Raw genomic sequence first — 18,091 nt, forward strand, 5'->3', positions numbered from 1 at the left:
GGTGCAGATCGATTACTGCTTCTGCACCGCCACGCTGCCGATCGAATAGCCCGCGCCAAACGAGCAGATCATGCCGAGGTCGCCCGACTTCAGGTCGGCACGGTGGCGGTGGAACGCAATGATGGAACCTGCCGATGCCGTGTTGGCGAACTCGTCGAGAATGACCGGCGCCTCGTCGGCCGATGCATCGTGCCCGAGCAGGCGCTTACCGATCAGCTGGTTCATCGCCAGGTTGGCCTGATGCAGCCAGAAGCGGCGCACGTCGGCCGGCGCGTGGCCCAGTTGCTGCAGATGGCCGGCAATGTGCTCCGCCGCCATCGGGCAGACTTCCTTGAAGACCTTGCGGCCTTCCTGGCGGAAGAGCTGATCGCGATCGTCCGGGTTGCGGTCTTCGCTGCGCGAGAGGTAGCCGGCGTTGTTGCGGATGTTGTTGGAAAAGCTCGTCGCGCATTTGGTGCCGAGCACGCGCCAGGCGTCGGCCGAGCGGGTGTCTTCCGCGCGTTCGACGAGCACGGCCGTGCACACGTCGCCGAAGATGAAGTGGCAGTCGCGGTCTTTCCAGTCGAGGTGGCCGGAGGTGATTTCCGGGCTCACCACCAGCGCGGCGCGGGCCGTGCCGCTGCGCACGGCGTTGATGGCCTGCTCCAGCCCGAACGTGGCCGACGAGCACGCGACGTTCATGTCGAAGGCGTAACCGCCCGCGCCAATACCGTTCTGGATCTCCACGCCCAACGCCGGATACGGACGTTGGAAATTGGACGTCGCGCAAAGCAGCATGTCGACGTCGGCGGCGTCGCGGCCGGCAGCGGCCAATGCGTCGCGCGCGGCGGCCACACCAATCTCTGCCTGCAGCGACAGCGCATCGTCGGGGCGCGGCGTCAGACGCGGGCGCATGCGCGTCGGGTCCAGCACGCCGGCCTTGTCGACCACGTAGCGCTGGCGGATGCCTGACGCCTTCTCGATGAACTCCGCCGACGATTCCGCCAGCGCCGTCAGTTCGCCCGCCGCAATCGCGGCAGCGTGCTGCGCGTTGTAGAGCTGCGCGTAGGCGTTGTAGGAGGCGACCAGCTCCTCGTTGGTGATGACCTCGGGCGCGACCCACAGGCCCGTGCCGCTGATGACGACGTCGTGCATACCCGGAATTTGTGAATTTTTCGTGGCGGGGACGATAGCACATCGGCCCGGTAAAACGGGGCGCCGGATGTGGTCGTTTACATCTAGTCTGGCCTTGCGCTGCGGCACGCACATGGGCAGGCGCGCCGCGCGGAAAATGATGCGTTACGCTAGTCGCCATTTCCGACCCTTGCAGGAAACCCGCATGCCGACGCTCCGCCCCTCCCGAATTGCCCAAGCGTGTGTTGCCATTGGTGCCGCCCTCGCCACCTCGCTTGCCATGGCCCATCCGAAGCTGCTTTCGGCCAATCCCGCCGACAAATCCGTGGGGCCGCCCCCGGCCCAGATTGCGCTCCATTTCTCGGAAAAACTGGTTGCCCAGTTCAGTGATGCCACGCTCGTCATGACCGCGCCATCCGGCTCGACGACGAATGTGGCCGCCAAGGTCGCCACGGGCACCGACGGGCGCACGCTGACCGTCTCCCCCACGCAGCCGCTCGCGCCCGGGGCGTACCGCGTCGACTGGCATGTCGTAGCCGCAGACACCCACCGCGTAGCCGGCAACCTGACGTTCGAGGTGAAGTAACGCGATGCCGGAGGACTGGCTGGCCGTCACCCTGCGCTTTGCGCTGTATCTGGATTTGATGGTGCTTTTCGGCGTATCGCTTTTCAGCCTCTACGCGCTTGGCCCAACCGATCCATCGTCGGGCGTCTCTCGGCTGTACGGAAAGGTGCTGGATGCATCGGTATTGGCCGGTATCGTGCTGTCGATCTGGGACGTGGTGGCGATGGCCGAGTCGATGACCGGCGCCACACGCTATAGCGAGCTGACCAGCCATGTCTTCGACATGATCCTGACCGGCACGGCAGTCGGCGCGGCATGGCTGGTGCGCATTGCGGTGCTTGCGACGGGTCTCGTCATGGCAATCGCGTGGCGCCGAAATGCGCGCCGCCGACAGATCGGACTGGCGGCGTCCGGCGCCATCGCGCTGGCCACGCTTGCATGGGCCGGGCACGGCGCCATGGACGAGGGGTTACGCGGCGCGCTCCATCTGGCAATCGACATGACGCACCTGCTGGCGGCTGGCATGTGGGTGGGTGCGTTGGTCGCCTTCGTGCTGCTGTCGTCGGGCCGACATGAAAACGAGCCCGATACCGTTCAAACCCTCAGCCGTGCCGCCAGCGGCTTCGCGATTATCGGCACGGGCATCGTCGCGATGTTGATTGCCACGGGCGTCGTCAACTATGTGCTGGTTGCCGGCCCGACGTTCGACGCGCTCTTCACGGCGCCGTATGGGTGGTTGCTGCTCGGCAAGCTCGCACTGTTTGCGTTGATGCTCCTGCTGGCAGCGGGCAATCGCTATCGATTGAGCCCCCGGCTCGCGGCTGCAATCAACGCTGGCGATACCGCTGGCGCAGTCAAGGCGCTGCACAACAGCCTGCGGGCAGAAGCCTGTCTTGCCATGCTGATCCTGGCGCTGGTGGCGTGGCTTGGCACGCTTTCACCACTGCCTGCGTAGCGTCCGGCGGAGCCGACAAAACAAAACGGGTGACAGCACCGCGCCGTCACCCGTTCGTTGTTGCATGCCGCCGCGCGGCACTTACTTGTTCGCCGCAAGCTCCATGATCATGCGCGACAGCAGGTAGAGACGCGGCACGACGCTCTCCACTTCCGCGTATTCCTCCGGCGTGTGGATGCCGCCCCCGACGATCCCGAAGCCATCGAGCGTGGGCGTGCCGACACCGGCTGACAGACTGGAATCGGCGGCGCCGCCGCTGCCCTCGAGCGTGAGCTTGCGGCCGATCTCGCCGTAGATGGCTTGCGCCTTGGCGGCCAGCTTGTCCGACGCGTCATTGCGCGGCATCGGCGGGAAGCTGCGCACCAGCGAGGTCTTGACTTCCGTGTCCGGAATCAACTTGTTGGCCGATACGCGCGTCAGGTCCCGCTCCACGCGGTCGAATTCCTCCGGCACGGCCACGCGCACGTCTGCATACGCCGTTGCATGGTCGGGGATGACGTTGGTCGCATCGCCCGCCTTGAGCACCGTCACGTTGAAGGTCGTCTGTTTGGCGCTGTCGCCCAGCTTGCCGAGCTGCAGCACCTGATGCGCCAGTTCGTTGGCGGCGTTGCGACCGGATTCGGGCGCGACGCGGCGTGTGCGGCCTTGCCCTTGATGTCGATCTCGGCCGTGCCGCTGCCCTTGCGCCACACGACCAGCCCATCGGCGGGCCGGCCGGCTCCAGGTTGAGCGTCACGTCATGTTGCTTGGCCTCGCGCTCGATCAACGCCCGCGTGCCCTTGGAGCCGGTTTCCTCGTTCGTGTTGAGCAGCAGCGTGACTTGCCCGTATTGCTTGAAGTCGAGCTGCTGCAGGATCTTCATCGCATACAAACCCGCCACCACGCCGCCCTTGTCGTCCATCACGCCGGGGCCGTAGGCGCGCTTGTCCTTGATGGTGAACGGCTTGGCGCGGGCAGTGCCGTCCTTGAAGACGGTGTCCATGTGGGCCATCAGCAGAATGCGCGTTTTGCCGGTGCCCTTCCAGGTGGCGAGGATGTTGTTGCCCACGGCCGGCGTGGCGGGCACCGTTTCCACTTGGGCGCCAGCCTTGCGCAGTTCGTCGGTGACGATGGTGCCGATCTGGCTGAGCCCCGCTTCGTTGCCCGTGCCCGAGTCGATGTTCACCAGGCGCTCCAGCAATTGCAGCGCGTCGCCGCGGTAGCCCTCGGCGGCGGACAGCACCTTGGGATTGGCATCGGCGGCAGCGCACGACAGACCTGAGGCACACAGCAGCAATGCGGCAACGGCAAGACGGGACGGTTTCATGCGGGACCTTTGTAGTGGAGTGGCAAAACAGCCATTACACACAAGATCGGCGCGCGCGGGGACGGCCATGTTGCGCGGGGCGCACGGGTGTGACCGGCAGCTTGCTCTTGGCGGCAAGTCGTGCAAGGACCAAACTATTCGCTGCATGCATTACCGGTCATTCAAAGAATAAATTTCACAAATAATGCATGCCCCGCTAATCTGGTTCCCCCTTTGATTCAGCGAGCAGACGATGGCGGAGCTTTATCTCGTACGGCACGGACAGGCCTCGTTTGGCGCGGCAGATTACGACCGGCTCTCCGAGCGCGGCGAGCAGCAGAGCGTCTGGCTCGGCGAATATTTCGCGCGGCAGGACATTGTTTTTGATCGCGTCATTTGCGGCACCTTGCGCCGCCATGAGCAGACCGTCGACGGCATCCTGCGCGGCATGGGCATTTCAGGCACAGCGGTTGAGCAGCATGCCGGGCTGAACGAATACGACTTTCAAGGGCTGTTTGCCGCCCTCGGCGAAGATTTTCCGGAGCTGACACAGCTGGCTTCGGGCTCGATGCGCGATCACTACCGGGCGCTCAAGCAGGTGCTGCACCTGTGGTCGGACGACAAGATCCGCGGGCCGCTGCCCGAGACGTGGGCCGCCTTCCAGCAGCGCGTGGCCGATGCGCGCGCAGCCATCCAGGCCGGCGGTGGGCAGCGTGTGCTCGCCATCAGCTCCGGCGGCCCCATCGCCGTGACCGCACAGCAGGTGCTGGCCGCACCGCCCGCCAGCGCCATCGCGCTGAACCTGCAGATCCGCAACAGCAGCGTCTCTCAGTATTTCTTCAACGCCGAATCGTTCCAGCTCGCCACCTTCAATGGCATCCCGCACCTGGACGACCCGGCACGGCGCGCGTTCCAGACCTACGGCTGAACGCCTACGCGCAGACGCCCACAACACATCACCATTGGAGGAGCACACCATGAGCACGAACCTGTTCGACCTGACCGGAAAGATTGCCCTTGTGACCGGCGCCAGCCGCGGCATTGGCGAAGAGATTGCCAAGCTGCTGGCAGAACAAGGGGCACACGTGATCGTGTCCAGCCGCAAGCTGGCCGACTGCGAAATCGTGGCCGAAGGCATCCGCGCGGCGGGCGGCAAGGCTGAAGCCCTCGCCTGCCACGTCGGCCGCATGGAAGACATTGCCGCGGCGTTCGACACCATCCGCCACAAGCACGGCCGGCTCGACATCCTCGTCAACAACGCCGCAGCCAACCCGCACTTCGGCCACATCCTCGATACGGATCTGGCAGCCTACGAGAAGACGGTGGAAGTGAACATTCGCGGCTACTTCTTCATGTCGGTCGAAGCCGGCAAGATGATGAAGGCGCAGGGCGGCGGTGCGATCGTCAACACCGCATCGGTCAACGCGCTGCACCCGGGCGACAAGCAGGGCATCTACTCCATCACCAAGGCCGCCGTGGCCCACATGACGCGCGCGTTCGCCAAGGAATGCGGGCCCTTCGGCATTCGCGTGAATGCGCTGCTGCCGGGCCTGACCAAGACCAAATTCGCAGGCGCGCTGTTCGAAGACAAGGCGACATACGACCGCTGGATCAGCGAAATCCCGCTGCGCCGCCACGCCGAACCGCGAGAGATGGCGGGCACGGTGCTTTATCTCGTGTCGGATGCGGCGAGCTACACCAACGGCGAATGCATCGTCGTCGATGGCGGCATGACGGTCTGACACTGGGCGTTTACGGCATCGACTGAGCCGCCCGTCGCGCTCGTGCGGCGCGGCTGCAACATCGTCCTTGAAATCTGTGGATACCTGTATATATTTACAGTAACTGTAAATTTATACAGCACTGCCATGGACGACCTGATCCGCATCGAAAACGAGTACGACCGCCAGACTGTGCTCTGGCTGCGCGAGCGTCTGGGTGAACAGGCGCTGAACGAAGTCGTGTTGCGCATGGAGGTGCGCGGGCGGCCCTATGCGTCGGAAGTCTGCCGCACGCTGGGCCTGACGCCGCCGCCGCGCAAACGCGCGACGCCCCGTGCGCGGCCGCTCAACCGGGCCGTGGGCGAAGCCTATCTGGCCACCATTCGGGGCATTCTGCGCGGCGGACACGCAGCAGCGTAAGGCCCGTTTGCGTTAATCCGCCAGCGTGGCGGCCGTCTCTTCGCGCAGCCAGGCAAGCCAGGCGCCGGCCGGGCTGTCGGGAGCGATCGGCGCATCGGCCAGCAAGTAGTAGCCCGAGCCGTCACGCCTAAACCCTTCGGGCGCAATCAGCCGCCCATCTTTCAGATCGTCACCGGCCATCAGCTTTGATGCGATGGCCGTGCCCTGCCCGGCCAGGGCCGCCTGCAAACTCAGATAGAAATGTTCATAGCGCGCCTCGGGCAACCGGCCGCGCGGTCGGGTCGTGCTGCTGGCACGCCACCACGCCTGCCATGCATCGGGGCGCGTGGCGGTATGCAGCAGCCGTCGGCGCGCGGCGGGATCCGCTTGGGGGGCGTGCACCGGCCCGATCCACTCGTCGCAAATGGGTGCTGCATGCACGTGCGCGGGCCATGCAAAGTCATCACGGCGCAAGGCGACGTCCACACCGGTGCGTGCGAAATCGATGGGGCCGCCCGCCGCAAACAGATGCACTTGGATGGCCGGATGCCGGGCCTGAAAGCGCGACAGCCGCGGGATCAACCACCGCATCGCCAGCGTCGGTTCGCATGACACCACCAGCGCTGAAGACGTTGCCCGGCGGGCAATCCGGTCGATGCTATCCGTGAGAATTCCGAACGCATCGGTGGCAGCGGCATGCAGTTGTTCGCCCGCCGATGTCAGGAAGACCGCCCGATTGCGCCTCTCGAACAGGTCCACGCCTAACGACGTTTCCAGCTGCCGTATCTGCCGACTCACCGCGCCATGTGTCACGTGCAGTTCCTGCGCCGCGCGCACGAAGCTGCCATGCCGTGCCGCAGCTTCAAACACACGCAGGGTATTCAACGGTGGCAGCGCCATCTGTCAGTTTTCCTCACCGAAAGACGGCATCATAAATCGATTTTCAGCGATGGCGGACGCATCCAGAATCGGCGCATCCTCACTTTGCGATTGCGCTCGACATGACCGAACTCCTTGCTGTTGCCCTCATCACCATCCTGGCTGTCATCAGCCCGGGCGCGGACTTTGCCATGGTTACGCGCAACAGCCTGCTGCATGGGCGGCGCGCCGGCGTGCTGTGCGCGCTGGGCATTGCGCTCGGCGTGCAAGTGCACGTGTTCTACACGATGTTCGGCGTAGGGCTGCTGATTGCGCACGCGCCAGCGCTTCTGCACGGCATCAAGCTGGTGGGCGCGGCGTACCTGGTGTGGATCGGCTGGAAGACGCTGTCGGCCAAGCCGTTGCCCAGCGGCGAGACTGCCGGTATCAGCGTCGACGCTCCAACGCTATCGACGTTCGCAGCCCTGCGCATGGGGTTTCTCACCAATGCGCTCAATCCAAAAACAACGCTGTTCGTGGTCAGCACGTACACGCAGGTCGTCCGGCCAGACACGCCGCTGCTCGCGCAGTTCGGCTACGGCCTGTTCATGTTGGCTGCGCACGCGGTGTGGTTTGCGTTGGTGGCCGCAGTGTTTGCGTCAGGCGCGTTGCGGCGTTCGCTGCTGGCACGGCAACGCATCGTGGACGGCGTGATTGGCGTGATCCTGATCGGATTGGGATTGGCGCTGGGGCTCGCGCGGCTTGCGTGATGCCACGCACGGCGGCCTTCCCATGCCTGCGCCCATGCCTTCCATCCCAGGTCTTCTGCTGCATTAACAGGCGCCAGCCTGTTTGAGACAGTGCCCTCGCGCCCTGCCCGTCGCTACGTGGCGATGGAGACCACCGCGCAAACCTGCTGACTCGCAGCACAACCTCAAGCCTGGAGTGCAACCATGCAATGGAATCGCGCCTTCACCGACCTCATCCGCAACGGCCGCGCAGCTTACTGGGGCAACTGGACGCTCGCCCCCACCATCAAACCCGGCGCCGTCGGCTTTGTGTCGCCCGACACCGGCGACTTCACGCCCGTCAAACCGGAAACGCCGGGCGTGGCGATCAACACGCGCACCGTACCGAATCAATGGAAGCTGTCGACCAACAACGTCCACCGCACCGAGACCAACGTCAAACTCGATGGCTCGGCCACCGATCCTGAAAGCGGCACGAAGATCAACGCAGGGGTGGAAGTGAAATGGGAGTTCTCGGCGGTCGGGTCGATCGCCTCGGAATTCGGCATTGCTTCGGAGTCGTACATCAGCGACCTCACGCAGCTCACCCGGCCCGAGACGATCAGGTGGCTCGCCGAGCAGGCGCAGTCCGTCAGCATGGGTTCGGGCGGGAACATCGCGCAGGGCTTCGGCGTGGTGACCAGCGTGATCCTGGCCAACAGCGGACTGAACGTGGGCTCGCAAGACAACAACTCGTCGTTCTCGATCACGGGCTCGGCGGGCGCTGTGCATGACATGCTCGGCAGCGCGACGGGCAAGGGCTCGTTCGTGTCGGTCAACCAGACCAAGAGCGTCGACCAGCATCTGTGGCCGTTCGAGCCCGGCAAGCAGGCGCCCGCGCCCATTCCGGTGGCCTACACCTTTGCGTCGTTCGACGGCAACCTGCTGATCCCGAACTGGATCACGCGCCTGGGCGGCTTCGAGATCTACTTCAACAACAAGCCGGGCTGCACCTACGTCACGCACATCAAGCTGCGTTTCAACACGCCGCAAGGCCCGCGCAGCGATGAGTTTTCGCTCAGCGGCGGCATCTCGAAAACGGTCGCGAACATCCCGCTCAACGCAACCGATATCCAGGTCGACGTGAAGTTCCAGGGCGTCGTGAACAGCGACAACTATTCGTTCCGCTGGCCCAGCCCGCTCGGCCAATGGCTGACCGGCCGGCGCGAGATCGAAATGACCGGCGTGTGGCCGGGCCCGACCCACGCCGTCGAGAAGTAACGCCCAACAGCAGAAAGCAAAGCGGCGGATCGTCCGGGAGGGGACGTCCGCCGCGCTGCATCCGTGTGCGACGTGTGTCGCGTTACGCCGCCTGCTGGCGCTTGCGTTCGATATCCGGCAGGAACACCGTCAGCAAGCCGATGAGCGGCAGGAACGAGCACAGGTGATAGACGTTGTAGATGTCGGTTGCATCGGCCAGCTTGCCGAGCACCGCAGCGCCAATGCCGCCCAGCCCGAACGCAAACCCGAAGAACAGGCCCGACACCATCCCCACCTTGCCGGGAATCAGCTCCTGCGCATACACGAGAATGGCCGAGAACGCCGAGGCCAGCACCAGCCCGATGATCACCGTCAGCACGGCCGTCCAGAACAGGTTGGCGTACGGCAACAGCAACGTGAACGGCGCCACCCCGAGGATCGACACCCAGATCACGACCTTGCGGCCCACGCGATCCCCAATCGGACCACCCACGATCGTGCCCACCGCCACCGAGAACAGGAAGAGGAACAGGAACAGCTGCGACGTCTGCGCCGACAGGTGGAACTTGGTGATCAGGAAAAACGTGTAATAGCTGTTCAGGCTCGCCAGGTAAAAGTACTTCGAGAACAGCAGCACGACCAGCAGCGTCATCGCAAACGCGACCTGCCCGCCCGACAGCTTGACCGCGGCATGTGCGCGGCCACCTGCCTTGCGGCCATGGCCTGCAGCGCGTTCACGCTTGTACCAGCCGCCCACGTGATACAGCACGAAGATGGCGATCAGCGCAGCGATCGAGAACCACGCCAGGCTGTGCTGCCCATACGGCATGATGATGATTGCCGCGAGCAGCGGACCCATCGCGCTGCCCACATTGCCGCCCACCTGGAACAGCGACTGCGCCAGCCCATGACGTCCGCCCGACGCCATACGCGCCACGCGCGACGATTCCGGATGGAAGATCGACGAGCCCGTGCCCACCAGCGCCGCCGCCAGCAGCACCGTGCCAAAGTTGGGCGCCACCGACAGCAGCACCAGCCCCACCAGCGTAAACCCCATGCCCACCGCCAGCGAATACGGCTTCGGGTGCTTGTCGGTATACAGCCCGACCATCGGCTGCAGCAGCGAGGCGGTGATCTGATACGTGAGCGTGATCAGCCCGATCTGCGAAAAATCGAGATGGAAATTGCCCTTGAGCAGCGGATAGATCGCCAGGATCAACGACTGCATCATGTCGTTGAGGAAGTGCGCGAAGCTGATGGCGCCGATCACGCCAAAGCCGGTCTTGTCGGCCTGCGCGGCGGGCGTCGCCGATGCAGCGGCCGTGCCGTTTGCGGTGGTTTGCATGATGTTTGAGGTCACGAGGTTGAGGCGAGGAAGCGCTCAATCTTGCGCCTAAACGGTGCAGGCGTGTTACCGCAAATTCGACAACGATTAGCGCAAACCGGACAATTTATTGTCGGGGCAGAAGCGTCACCCCACGCCGCGCCGGTTTCGCCAAAACACACGGCATCTTCCCGCAAACCCTTGCCCAGCTTGCCCTGGCAGGCAGCTAACGTGTTAGCCGTTTTCTCGCGCGGGGCTACTCCGTTCGGAGCATGGCCGCTCAGGAGACGCTTTCTATACTCGCCAGCATGGACTGCAGCACGACGCCAAAAACATCAATCAGGCGCCAGTGCCGACGGCCCGACGGAATCCGATGCGTGAGCCGCTTCACACGCCCGACGATCCGCAACCCGGACCGATGACCGGCATCGACGATGCCGCACATCGGCCGACATGGGAGGGGAGCCATGATGATCCTGCTAACGGGAACGCTATGCCGCGCGATGGGAGACCTTTTCTATCAGGCCCTGCTCGACGACCGGGTCGTCTGCTGCTTCGTCACGTCCGAAGCCGTGGATGTCACCGGCAACGCCACGCGCCCGCCGCCCGCTTCGTCCCCGTGTACCGACCCTCGGCTCGCTGACGTCTCTCGGTCAGCGAGTTATTGCGCGCCCCTCGTCCCGTAGGGCGCGCTCTTTTCTGCCGATGCCGTCAGCGCGGGGGCGCTGGCGGGTCACCCCGCACATCAACGCGTAACGCGTCAGCCGATCAATTCGGCGTCCGTCAGCTCGCGCTTCATATAGGCGTACAGCACAGGCGCGGCAATCACGCCGCCCACGCCGAACAGCGCCTCCATCACGATCAGCGCGAGGATCAGCTCCCACGCGCGCGCATCGATGCGGCTGCCGATGATGCGCGCGTTCACGAAGTACTCCAGCTTGTGCACCACCACCAGGAAGATGAGCGATGCGACCGCCAGCTCCAATGAGGCGGTCACGCTCATCACCACGATGGCCGTGTTGGAGATCAGGTTGCCCGCCACGGGAATCAGCCCCGCCACAAAGGTCAGCAGGATCAGCGATTTGGAATACGGCACGTGTTGCCCGAACAGCGGCAGCGCGCCCAGCAGGTAGATGGCGGCGAGCGCGGTGTTGAGCGCGGAGATCTTCACCTGCGCAAACACCACCGCCTCGAACGCATCCGTCAACCGGCTCAGCCTGCTCACCAATGCTGCAGCCAGCGGCTTGTGGTGCTCTGGGTCCAGCGTATCCGACCAGGCCACCATTGCACCAAGGATGAGCCCGACCAGCATCAACGCGCTGGCACGCAACCCGTCGATCCCGAGCGTCGACACCTGATGGCCGTGCTCCTTGATCATCTGCACCAACTGCACACGCAGCTCGGTCACCGATTGCGGCACGTAATTGACCACCGCTGCCGGCAGGGATTCGCGCAGGTTGTCGAGCACGTCGGCAATGCGCGTGAGCATGCCTTCGAGCCCATGTCCGTGCTCGACCAGGCGGCCGATCCCGATGCCAAGTCCGGCAAGAATGAGCGCGGCGATCACAAACACGCAGATCACCGCAATCGCCTTTGCGCGCAGAGACAGCGTGCGGCGCTCACGCAGGCGTGCCTCGAGCTTGCGTGCCAACGCATACACAAGAAAGCCGGCAATGGCGGCCGGCAGCAAATGCAGCCACAACACGGCCGCGATCATGGCCGCCACCAGCACGTAGCTGACAGCGTTGATGGTGCGCGCGTGTGCGTTGGGGGGAAGCTCGGGGGGCAGCATCGTCATGAAAACAGGCCGGCAGCAATGTTGATGGAGAGCGCGAGGATGCTCGTATTGAAGAAGAACGACAGCAGCGATTGCCCCAGCACCGCCCGCCGCATGGCGCCCGAACGGATGCTGACATCGGCCGTCTGGCTGGCGACCGCGATCGTAAAGGAGAAGTAGAGGAAATCCCAGTAATCGGGATCCAGCTGTTCGTCGGGAAACCGCAGCGGCGGCTCGTGCGGCGCACGGTAATACAGATGCGCGTAGTGCACCGTGAACATCATCGGCACCATGAGCCAGGCGCCCAACACCGTGATGCCGGTAAACACGTAGTGCGACGTCTGCGCATGGCCCGCCGACTTGGCGGTCGCCAGTTCAAACGCAATGGCCACCATGCTGGCCACCACGCCGAGGCAGACCACCGCCAGCACGGCAGAAGCGCGCTCGTCTTCACGGCGGGCAACGGCGCGGATGCGGTGCGGATCGGCGCGCAACATCATCACCGTGATCAGCATCAGGTACGCCCACACGGCAATGTCCCAGCCGAGCAGCAGGCGCGCGAGCCAACCATGCGCCGGCACAACGGCGACCGCGACGGCGCCCAGCGCAAACGCCGACAGCAGGCGCGGCCGTGTTGCTGCGAAGCGAGAAAGCTGGGAAATCTCGGAGGACTTGTCTTGCGGGTTCACATGCGCCTCAGGTGCGTGCCTCGGGGGTGTTCACACAAGGCCGGCAACGCCAGCCGATGAGGCGACATGGTAGCCGCTTCAGCGGCGCATCAGGACGGCGACAGCATGGAAGCAAACGAGCGCTTGCAGCGCTCCTGCAGGCGCTCGTGCGTTGAGAGCTGCTCCGCGATGACGGTGGCGTCCGGATACACGCGGCACATGCCGATCATGGCGGTCTCAAGCGACCCCTGCGAGCCGGCCTGGAACTGGAATTGCTCCAGCACCGTGTCGTCGGCATCACGCACGGTGATCTGGAACGGGCCGGGGGTGACGGTGGCACAGCCTGCCAACATGGCGGCCGCGGCAGCGTAAGGCATTGGAGGGAGCGGGTTGGACGACGGAAACGAATCATCATGGCTTCCTGGTTGCGATGAGAGTGAGACGCGGCGACGGCGGCTCGGTTCGCAATCATTGCGCTTTCCGGTGACGCAAATAAAAACGCCCGCTGTGTGCGGGCGTTCTTGCGGAAGAAACCGGCTCAGGCCACGGCGCCTTCGGTGTACGGATCAAACTTGCTACCGGCCTTGGCGCCTTCGGTATAGGTGTCGAACTTGCCTGCGCGGGCCAGTGCACCTTCGGTGTACGGGTCGAACTTGCTGCCAGCCTTGGCGCCTTCGGTATAGGTATCGAACTTGCCGACGCGAGCCACGGCGCCTTCGGTGTACGGGTCAAACTTGCTGCCGGCCTTGGCACCTTGGGTGTACGGATCGAACTTGTCGCCGACCTTGGCGCCTTGCGTGTACGGGTCGAACTTGTCGCCAACCTTGGCGCCATCCGAATACACGTCGAAGCGTTGGCCGACTTGCGCGGCGCCTTGCGTGTACACGTCAAACTTGGCTGCTGCCAGGGCCGGCACACTTGCCAGGGCGATCAGGGCAGCGATCAGGGTGCGTTGGGCTTTCATGATGTCTTCTCCAGATGGGCGCAGCGCGTCGGGCAGGTGATCCGGGCGTTTCCTGGATCTTCTTTTTTCGCTGCGGCGCCGCATTCGATGAACCCATCGTAGGCGAGCCTGTTCAGACAATAAATGTCGCGACAGACAATTTATTGTTGCGATATGTGAAATTACGGGAAAACCCGCATCAACAGTGGCTTTGCGGCCTGCAGCAAGGGCTAGTGGGTTCGTTTGCGCAAATAAAGAATGTGACTTTTTCACCCAAAGTCAGCATTGTGCGGTCTTCGAACGTGTCGCATTGTTGCGTTCTGACGCATCGCATCATGGTTTTGGAACGCGCACAGATTGTCATTTCCCGATACAAACGCGCACAGGTTGGCGAAGGACTCTGTGTCACACTGCGCGGCATTCGCTTTCGAACTCACGCACGATGAAACGTCTTCTGCTCGCTGTGTCCCTGCTTGGTGCTGCCTGCATTTCCGGCTGCGGTGTGGTGGCCGCGCCGTGCCGTGTGGCATCGGCGGGCCTGAAGATGGTGCCGCTGGTCGGGCATGTGGCGGCCGCGCCGACCGACGCCTGCGCGGACATCATCGATTGATTGAGCCTGACCGGGCGCAGCAAGCTCGGTCTCTTCTCCATTCTCTATTGAGGCTTCGCGGCCTCCTCCTGCTGAGTCACCCAATCCTGCAAGTCTTTCAGTTGCCGGGCGTTGCTGTGGAAAGCTTCGGCCTCGCGCTCGTGCTGGGCTTCAACGTCAGAGAGGACAACGCCACTGGCGGCTTCATCAAGGAGGCCGGCGGCGGTGGGAAGCTCGGCGCGGTTGGCGGAGTTCCACATGCCGACAAAACGGCCTGGGATGCGGCAAGCAGCGTCGTCGTGCACAACGATTTCATGGGGTACCTCACGGTCTCGGTAAAGGATGCGGTCTCGGAAGACGGTCTGGATGCGCGTCTGAGCTTGAGCGGCCTGATCAATCACCTGGGCGCTGACGTTGGCCTGGCGCGTTTCGGTTTGCGCTGCGGCCACCTTGGCTTGCAACGCGTGGGATCGCTCGGCCCGAAGCCGATGCAGATCGCCAGCCCCATAGCCGAGGCCAAAGGTGAGCACCAGCGCCAGGAAGGCGCCGGCCCAGAAGCGCGGGTCGAGCAGGCTCATCACGTAGTGCCTTCAGTCAGCACAGCGCGAGCGCGCAACCACAGCGCGCGCCGATCATCCAGGCCGTTCGTGCCGCCATTGATACGGCGCGTCAGCTGCACAAATGCGGCGTCGGTGTCCTGATCTGCAAAGCGGTTGAGCCCGTTGGTCAGCCAGAACCACGCGGCCGATGCCGTGGCGTGCGCGGGCGTCTCGAGCAGCTCGGGCTGCCCTTCCAGGTCGAGGCCCAACGCGATGCCGCAGGCACGGTAGTTGGCGCGTCCGGTGATCTGAATGAGGCCGCGCCCGAGATAGCGCTTGCCGTCGCCGGGTTGCGTGTTGCCGAGATCGGAGCGCCCTTCGTAGCCGCGCTGCGCAGGTGTCGGCCCCCACAGTTCGCGCACGTAACGCAGTTGTCCCGATTCGTGCCCGACCTGGGCGAGGAACGCGGCGATGCGTGCGGGCGTGTTGATCTGTCGGAAGAGCAACACGTCTGCCAGGATGGGGGCGAACACATCGGCGCGCCCGCCGGCGTTGGGCATGACGACGCGTAGTTGCGCCGCGGTCAGAAGCGGTTCAGCCATGGTTTGCCTTATGCAGGGATTCGCGCACGTCGTCGACGACCTCGGCGAGGTCGGCATCGCGCCGCTTGTTGATGAAGTTGAAGACCCAGCGCACAAACGCCCAGCCGGGCAGACCGCAGACGAAATAGACGCCGCCGAGCGCCATGGCGCCGTTGGCCGAGCCGATCCAATGCGCCACTCCGAAGTACTGGATGACGGTGGCGCCGCCGCCGAGGCTGGCGATGACGGTCGAGATCAGCGCAACCGCCCACTCGCCGCGAGCGCGCGGCAACGTCATGACCATGACGACGATGGTGGCGAGCACAGTCGCAGCACCGGCCACGGCTGCGAACCCGCCAAGCGCCTTGAAGGCCGCCGCACCGGCAACCCCCGCTGCGGCGGTGCTGGTAATGGGTTCTGACATGGTGTCTCCCGGAAATGAAAAAGCCCGCGCAAAGGCGGGCTGTGTTGCTGAGATGGATGTGCTTACCAGTCGATGGCCTGCACCTCTGCAATGCTGGTTGCAGCGTTGATCCTTGCGATCAGGTCGGCGTACTTCTGCTGCGCAGCGACGCGGTGAGCCAGCCAGTCCGCGTTGACCTGCTGGACTTGTGCGGCGGTGTGCGCAGTGAAGGACCAGGCGTCGTTGCTGTAGGCGCACCAGATGGGTGTCGTCCAGTTTGACGGTGCGGCAATCGCGACGCTGACGGCGCTTTGGAGATTGCGCTGGTCGTCGTCTTGGGATGGGTAGATATGGGCTTTGCCGAGTGCGGATGAGGGGAAGCCGGTGGTGAGGGCCGAGGCGCAGGCGGTGCTGACTTTGGTGGCTTGCAACGCTTTCGCTTGTGCCAGCAGTTCCTTATTCGTCGGCGGCAATGGTGCGACCAATGCACCGTTCAACACTGTATAGCCGGGCTGATTGATACAGGCGAGCCATTCGTCTTGCGTAATCTCGATGACGTTGGTCTCGCTCGGAGGAACCGGGCTGTCGATGCCGTCGTAGTAGGCGGTGATGTGGCCTTGGGAGTCGTATGCTGCGAATTTTTGGGTCATGGAAACTCCAGATTAATAGCCCAAAGCGATAACGGAAGCGCCTGTCGAGTTCGCGATAGTCGAATAGCAATAGATTTGAATGTTGGACCGGCTGGAACCGCTCGAGCGCCATTGAACGGGGGCATCGTTATTGTTGCCATTCTCAATACTGCTAACGGCAGCAAACAACAACGTGTTGGGGAATGCGATTGGTGGCGTGTAGTTGATAACCTGCGTGGTGCCGGTGGCCGGGAAGCTAGTGACCCCCCACTGAATAATCAATCCGCTTGGCAGCTTCTGGTAGCCCGCTCCTCCAAGCGATGAACCGAACAGAGATGAAAACTGGGCCTGCCCAGAGCCCCAAATCGGAATCCAGCTAATGGTCGAGGCAAGCAAGGTGATTGAATCGGTTCCTCCCAATGGAAACGACGCCACATTCCCACCGGCGCCAAAGATATTGTCCGCACCTTGACGCTGAATGACGGTTCCTGAAGCGCCACCCGGGTGAAAGGTGATGGTTGATCCAACGGGAACCGACGACAGCAGAGGCAATGTCAATGTGATCCCGTTCCCCACCACCGTGACCACTTTGCCGCAGACTGATGCAGGCAATGTGGTGTTCGCGCTGTACCCGACGTAGTCCCCCAGTTGTAGCCCTGCGGTCTTCACAAACGCCGTCGTAGCCAACTTCGTACTGCTATCAAACTGCGCCGGCGTCACCCCCGTCGTCAACGTCTGGCCGGCACTGACCCATCCATTCACGCCGTTCGACACAAACTGCACCGCCTCGCCGGGATTGAGCGTGAGGCTGTTTGCGCTGCTGCCTTGGCCGAACGCCAGCGTGTCGGTGCCATTGCGCGTGACGGTCGTCGAACCGCTCGCCTGCATGTACGTTACGCAGATGCTCGTGCCGTTGGGGCAGTTCGATGCGGGGGGCAACGTGACGGTCTGGCCAGTGGCCGTGACGTTCACCAGTGCGCCGAGCGCCGCCGTGCTGAGCGTGCTCGATATGGCGACGTTCTGAATGCTGGAATATCGCTCACCAATGGCCGCAAGGAAGCCGCCGGTCGGTGCCGTTGGCGCGTTCGGATACGGGACGATGCTGGCGTTGGTGATCGTGCTCTGGCCGTTGGCCACCGTGACGACCGCCAGACCAACATAGCCGGCCGTCACCGCAGGCGTCGTCTGCGTGCCGGTGGCTGCGGCGGTGCCGGCCACGAGCTGCAACGACACTTGCCCCGCCCGCGCGGTCGGCTGTGCATTGCCACTGCCGCCCGGCCCGTTGAACGCTTGCGACGGATTCGCGCTGTTGTAGTACGGCAGCACGACGTTGTTGACGTCGCTCTCAAGATAGGCCGCCTGAATCAGGTAGTTTTGGCTATAGCCCGACGTGGCGGGCGCCGCGAGGACGAAGGACTGCGCGTCCATCAGGATGCCCTGCTTCAGCAGGCTGTGCGCGGTATCTTGCGGCAGCGCGCTGTACGGCGTGCCGTCCACATTGGCGAGCTGGTAGATCTGCCCCGGGTTGATGGTCACGCTCATCGATGCGGGCGTGGTGGGCACGCAGCCCAGGCCCGAGATGACGGTGGACGTGCCGAACAGATCGGCGCAGAGCTTTGCCAGCGCGATCATGGTCTGCCGGTTCGTGTTCAGCAGGTCCGTGGTTTGCGGCACCTGGCCGCTGTAGACAATCTGACGATCCAAGACTGTTCTCCAAAAGAAAAAACCCGGCGTAGTGCCGGGCTGTCGGTGGT

At 63.8% G+C, this 18,091-nt stretch carries 20 protein-coding genes and 1 pseudogene; 8 read left to right on the forward strand and 13 right to left on the reverse strand.

Going from position 1 to position 18,091, the window contains the following annotated elements:
• Positions 1-12: 12 nt before the first annotated feature.
• A complete protein-coding gene (locus FUT88_RS12320) occupies positions 13-1,134 on the reverse strand; it encodes a beta-ketoacyl-ACP synthase III (protein ID WP_147215449.1) in 1,122 nt (373 codons plus the stop codon).
• A gap of 184 nt (positions 1,135-1,318) precedes the next feature.
• Between FUT88_RS12320 and copC the strand changes: the two genes are divergently transcribed.
• Both copC and copD read left to right on the forward strand, forming a co-directional pair.
• The gene (gene copC / locus FUT88_RS12325) at positions 1,319-1,699 is read left to right on the forward strand and encodes a copper homeostasis periplasmic binding protein CopC (protein ID WP_147215451.1); all 381 of its coding nucleotides are present in this window, start codon (positions 1,319-1,321) and stop codon (positions 1,697-1,699) included.
• Positions 1,700-1,703: 4 nt separating this feature from the next.
• Positions 1,704-2,633 carry a copper homeostasis membrane protein CopD gene (gene copD, locus FUT88_RS12330; RefSeq protein WP_147215453.1) on the forward strand — a complete coding sequence of 310 codons (930 nt, stop codon included), beginning with the start codon at positions 1,704-1,706 and terminating at the stop codon, positions 2,631-2,633.
• Positions 2,634-2,714: 81 nt separating this feature from the next.
• Here copD and FUT88_RS12335 read toward each other — a convergent pair.
• Positions 2,715-3,939 (reverse strand): annotated as a pseudogene (locus FUT88_RS12335) (M20/M25/M40 family metallo-hydrolase).
• 232 nt (positions 3,940-4,171) lie between these two features.
• Between FUT88_RS12335 and FUT88_RS12340 the strand changes: the two are divergent.
• The 3 genes from FUT88_RS12340 (at position 4,172) to FUT88_RS12350 (ending at position 6,059) form a co-directional block, all read left to right on the forward strand.
• Positions 4,172-4,846 carry a histidine phosphatase family protein gene (locus tag FUT88_RS12340; protein WP_147215455.1) on the forward strand — a complete coding sequence of 225 codons (675 nt, stop codon included), beginning with the start codon at positions 4,172-4,174 and terminating at the stop codon, positions 4,844-4,846.
• Between the two features lie 49 nt (positions 4,847-4,895).
• A complete protein-coding gene (locus FUT88_RS12345) occupies positions 4,896-5,660 on the forward strand; it encodes an SDR family oxidoreductase (protein ID WP_147215457.1) in 765 nt (254 codons plus the stop codon).
• 126 nt (positions 5,661-5,786) lie between these two features.
• Positions 5,787-6,059 (forward strand): hypothetical protein, encoded by a 273-nt coding sequence (locus FUT88_RS12350; RefSeq protein ID WP_102065366.1) that lies wholly within the window; start codon positions 5,787-5,789, stop codon positions 6,057-6,059.
• Positions 6,060-6,071: 12 nt separating this feature from the next.
• Here the strand turns inward: FUT88_RS12350 and FUT88_RS12355 are convergent, their stop codons facing one another.
• Positions 6,072-6,938, reverse strand: coding sequence for a LysR family transcriptional regulator (locus tag FUT88_RS12355; protein ID WP_147215458.1), 867 nt, complete (start codon positions 6,936-6,938; stop codon positions 6,072-6,074).
• A 101-nt stretch (positions 6,939-7,039) separates the two neighbouring features.
• On the opposite strand from FUT88_RS12355, the gene FUT88_RS12360 reads away from it, so the two are divergent.
• Complete coding sequence (locus FUT88_RS12360; RefSeq protein WP_147215460.1) at positions 7,040-7,666, forward strand: LysE family transporter; 627 nt, start codon at positions 7,040-7,042, stop codon at positions 7,664-7,666.
• 183 nt (positions 7,667-7,849) lie between these two features.
• Positions 7,850-8,905: a hypothetical protein gene (locus FUT88_RS12365; RefSeq protein WP_147215462.1), complete on the forward strand. Its 1,056-nt coding sequence runs from the start codon at positions 7,850-7,852 to the stop codon at positions 8,903-8,905.
• An 82-nt stretch (positions 8,906-8,987) separates the two neighbouring features.
• Here the strand turns inward: FUT88_RS12365 and FUT88_RS12370 are convergent, their stop codons facing one another.
• The 5 genes from FUT88_RS12370 to FUT88_RS12395 form a co-directional block, all read right to left on the reverse strand.
• The gene (locus FUT88_RS12370) at positions 8,988-10,229 is read right to left on the reverse strand and encodes an MFS transporter (protein WP_147215463.1); all 1,242 of its coding nucleotides are present in this window, start codon (positions 10,227-10,229) and stop codon (positions 8,988-8,990) included.
• 739 nt (positions 10,230-10,968) lie between these two features.
• Positions 10,969-12,006 carry an AI-2E family transporter gene (locus FUT88_RS12380; protein ID WP_147215464.1) on the reverse strand — a complete coding sequence of 346 codons (1,038 nt, stop codon included), beginning with the start codon at positions 12,004-12,006 and terminating at the stop codon, positions 10,969-10,971.
• Positions 12,003-12,674, reverse strand: a complete 672-nt coding sequence (locus FUT88_RS12385) for a DUF1345 domain-containing protein (RefSeq protein WP_147215466.1) — start codon at positions 12,672-12,674, stop codon at positions 12,003-12,005. Before FUT88_RS12385 ends, FUT88_RS12380 begins: the two co-directional genes overlap by 4 nt.
• An 89-nt stretch (positions 12,675-12,763) precedes the next feature.
• Positions 12,764-13,030 (reverse strand): hypothetical protein, encoded by a 267-nt coding sequence (locus FUT88_RS12390; protein WP_261797129.1) that lies wholly within the window; start codon positions 13,028-13,030, stop codon positions 12,764-12,766.
• A gap of 161 nt (positions 13,031-13,191) precedes the next feature.
• The gene (locus FUT88_RS12395; protein WP_147215468.1) at positions 13,192-13,617 is read right to left on the reverse strand and encodes a hypothetical protein; all 426 of its coding nucleotides are present in this window, start codon (positions 13,615-13,617) and stop codon (positions 13,192-13,194) included.
• Between the two features lie 421 nt (positions 13,618-14,038).
• Between FUT88_RS12395 and FUT88_RS26180 the strand changes: the two genes are divergently transcribed.
• Positions 14,039-14,206 (forward strand): DUF6726 family protein, encoded by a 168-nt coding sequence (locus FUT88_RS26180; protein WP_175402352.1) that lies wholly within the window; start codon positions 14,039-14,041, stop codon positions 14,204-14,206.
• 44 nt (positions 14,207-14,250) lie between these two features.
• Here the strand turns inward: FUT88_RS26180 and FUT88_RS12400 are convergent, their stop codons facing one another.
• The 5 genes from FUT88_RS12400 to FUT88_RS12420 all read right to left on the reverse strand — a co-directional run bounded on the left by FUT88_RS12400 (position 14,251) and on the right by FUT88_RS12420 (position 18,041).
• Positions 14,251-14,763 (reverse strand): hypothetical protein, encoded by a 513-nt coding sequence (locus FUT88_RS12400; RefSeq protein WP_147215469.1) that lies wholly within the window; start codon positions 14,761-14,763, stop codon positions 14,251-14,253.
• A complete protein-coding gene (locus tag FUT88_RS12405; RefSeq protein ID WP_147215471.1) occupies positions 14,763-15,326 on the reverse strand; it encodes a glycoside hydrolase family 19 protein in 564 nt (187 codons plus the stop codon). Before FUT88_RS12405 ends, FUT88_RS12400 begins: the two co-directional genes overlap by 1 nt.
• Entirely contained in the window at positions 15,319-15,729 is a 411-nt protein-coding gene (locus tag FUT88_RS12410; protein ID WP_186829296.1) for a hypothetical protein, read from the reverse strand. The genes FUT88_RS12405 and FUT88_RS12410 overlap by 8 nt, the downstream gene beginning before the upstream one ends.
• A gap of 62 nt (positions 15,730-15,791) precedes the next feature.
• Positions 15,792-16,358 carry a DUF4376 domain-containing protein gene (locus tag FUT88_RS12415; protein ID WP_147215473.1) on the reverse strand — a complete coding sequence of 189 codons (567 nt, stop codon included), beginning with the start codon at positions 16,356-16,358 and terminating at the stop codon, positions 15,792-15,794.
• A gap of 12 nt (positions 16,359-16,370) precedes the next feature.
• Positions 16,371-18,041, reverse strand: a complete 1,671-nt coding sequence (locus FUT88_RS12420; protein ID WP_147215475.1) for a hypothetical protein — start codon at positions 18,039-18,041, stop codon at positions 16,371-16,373.
• Between the last annotated feature and the right edge of the window lie 50 nt (positions 18,042-18,091).

The organism is Ralstonia sp. TCR112, from assembly GCF_007997035.1.
Classification (GTDB): Bacteria; Pseudomonadota; Gammaproteobacteria; order Burkholderiales; family Burkholderiaceae; genus Ralstonia; species Ralstonia edaphi.

Excerpts from the sequence above, each read along its gene's own strand:
- FUT88_RS12320 (WP_147215449.1), bottom strand. The coding sequence starts at position 1,134 with ATGCACGACGTCGTCATCAGCGGCACGGGCCTGTGGGTCGCGCCCGAG.
- copC (WP_147215451.1), top strand. The coding sequence starts at position 1,319 with ATGCCGACGCTCCGCCCCTCCCGAATTGCCCAAGCGTGTGTTGCCATT.
- copD (WP_147215453.1), top strand. The coding sequence starts at position 1,704 with ATGCCGGAGGACTGGCTGGCCGTCACCCTGCGCTTTGCGCTGTATCTG.
- FUT88_RS12340 (WP_147215455.1), top strand. The coding sequence starts at position 4,172 with ATGGCGGAGCTTTATCTCGTACGGCACGGACAGGCCTCGTTTGGCGCG.
- FUT88_RS12345 (WP_147215457.1), top strand. The coding sequence starts at position 4,896 with ATGAGCACGAACCTGTTCGACCTGACCGGAAAGATTGCCCTTGTGACC.
- FUT88_RS12350 (WP_102065366.1), top strand. The coding sequence starts at position 5,787 with ATGGACGACCTGATCCGCATCGAAAACGAGTACGACCGCCAGACTGTG.
- FUT88_RS12355 (WP_147215458.1), bottom strand. The coding sequence starts at position 6,938 with ATGGCGCTGCCACCGTTGAATACCCTGCGTGTGTTTGAAGCTGCGGCA.
- FUT88_RS12360 (WP_147215460.1), top strand. The coding sequence starts at position 7,040 with ATGACCGAACTCCTTGCTGTTGCCCTCATCACCATCCTGGCTGTCATC.
- FUT88_RS12365 (WP_147215462.1), top strand. The coding sequence starts at position 7,850 with ATGCAATGGAATCGCGCCTTCACCGACCTCATCCGCAACGGCCGCGCA.
- FUT88_RS12370 (WP_147215463.1), bottom strand. The coding sequence starts at position 10,229 with ATGCAAACCACCGCAAACGGCACGGCCGCTGCATCGGCGACGCCCGCC.
- FUT88_RS12380 (WP_147215464.1), bottom strand. The coding sequence starts at position 12,006 with ATGACGATGCTGCCCCCCGAGCTTCCCCCCAACGCACACGCGCGCACC.
- FUT88_RS12390 (WP_261797129.1), bottom strand. The coding sequence starts at position 13,030 with ATGCCTTACGCTGCCGCGGCCGCCATGTTGGCAGGCTGTGCCACCGTC.
- FUT88_RS12395 (WP_147215468.1), bottom strand. The coding sequence starts at position 13,617 with ATGAAAGCCCAACGCACCCTGATCGCTGCCCTGATCGCCCTGGCAAGT.
- FUT88_RS26180 (WP_175402352.1), top strand. The coding sequence starts at position 14,039 with ATGAAACGTCTTCTGCTCGCTGTGTCCCTGCTTGGTGCTGCCTGCATT.
- FUT88_RS12400 (WP_147215469.1), bottom strand. The coding sequence starts at position 14,763 with ATGAGCCTGCTCGACCCGCGCTTCTGGGCCGGCGCCTTCCTGGCGCTG.
- FUT88_RS12405 (WP_147215471.1), bottom strand. The coding sequence starts at position 15,326 with ATGGCTGAACCGCTTCTGACCGCGGCGCAACTACGCGTCGTCATGCCC.
- FUT88_RS12410 (WP_186829296.1), bottom strand. The coding sequence starts at position 15,729 with ATGTCAGAACCCATTACCAGCACCGCCGCAGCGGGGGTTGCCGGTGCG.
- FUT88_RS12415 (WP_147215473.1), bottom strand. The coding sequence starts at position 16,358 with ATGACCCAAAAATTCGCAGCATACGACTCCCAAGGCCACATCACCGCC.